This is a genomic window from Pseudonocardia terrae (assembly GCF_021343995.1).
Lineage (GTDB): Bacteria > Actinomycetota > Actinomycetes > Mycobacteriales > Pseudonocardiaceae > Pseudonocardia > Pseudonocardia terrae.
In genome coordinates this window covers 1-1,044 of record NZ_JAJTTE010000155.1, presented here as the reverse complement: position 1 = coordinate 1,044, position 1,044 = coordinate 1, and the positions used below count along the sequence as shown (strand labels likewise).

Annotated in this window: 2 protein-coding genes; one reads left to right on the top strand and one right to left on the bottom strand. The window is 67.8% G+C overall.

Features of this window, described 5'->3' with window-relative positions:
• Positions 1–229 precede the first annotated feature (229 nt).
• A complete protein-coding gene (locus tag LWC33_RS34675; protein ID WP_233308940.1) occupies positions 230–508 on the bottom strand; it encodes a DUF3040 domain-containing protein in 279 nt (92 codons plus the stop codon).
• A 98-nt stretch (positions 509–606) separates the two neighbouring features.
• Here LWC33_RS34675 and LWC33_RS34670 point away from each other — a divergent pair, with 98 nt between their 5' ends.
• Positions 607–1,044, top strand: coding sequence for a MarR family winged helix-turn-helix transcriptional regulator (locus LWC33_RS34670; RefSeq protein ID WP_233308939.1), 438 nt, complete (start codon positions 607–609; stop codon positions 1,042–1,044).

Below are 1,044 nucleotides of genomic sequence, written 5' to 3'. Positions count from 1 at the left end.
CGGGCCGAGGGTCTGCGGACGCACCCGGCCGAACCGGAACACCACCCCCCGCTCGTACTCCTGCACCACGCGCAGGCTGGTGGCCGCCCCGAGCAGAAGACACAGCGCGCCGACCACGATCAGCGTCCAAAGAACGATCATCACGTGCCTCCGAGCAGTGGTGGTGTGCGCCAACCTGGCGTGCTGTTCGTAAGTCGGCGCCCTTGTCAGGCCTGGGCCGCAGCCGCGATCAGGGCGACCGGCCGAAGGCCTTCGGGAATCTCCAGGTCATCCAGACCAGACCAGTGGCCAGAACCGCAGCCAGTGCCCCAGCGGGCGATCCGAGGGGCACCAGCAGAACGCCCGTGGTCAGGGCGGTGATCACGGCGATGCGGTGGCCCCGGCGGCGCCGGAGCCACTCGGCCATCTGGTCCTGGTCGCGCTGAAACCTCAGGACGAAGTCGGGGTCGTCCAGCGACAGCTGCCACTCGAGCTCGTCCAGCGCGTGGTGATCGTGATCGTCCAACACGACGCACCTCCTACCTCACCGGCACCTCGTTTATATCGTAACACGATAGAAACCGGCAAGGAGCCCCCTTCCGGCTGTCGACGTGGTGTCATCACACTGTGACCGTGCAGCAGGAGGAACGAGCGACGCCGACACCGCTGACCAAGCAGGACTTCGAGGCTCTGGCCCGGTTCCGCTTCGGCATCCGGCGCTACCTGCGATTCAGCGAGGAGACCGTGCGCCACCACGGGCTCACCCCTCAGCAGTACCAGCTGCTGCTCGCCCTCAAGGGCTTCCCTGGGCGGGACTGGGCCACGGTCGGCGAGCTGGCCGACCGCCTGCAGCTGCGCCACCACAGCACCGTCGAGCTGGTCAACCGGGCCCAGGGACAGAACCTGGTACGGCGGTCGCACGACCCAGATGACGCGAGGGTGGTCCGAGTGGGTCTCACCCCAAGCGGGGAGCAGACCCTCGGCGAACTCAGCGCCCTGCACCGCGACCAACTCGAACGGATGAGCACGGTCCTCGCCCCGCCGAACTGGGAGACTTCGCACTAG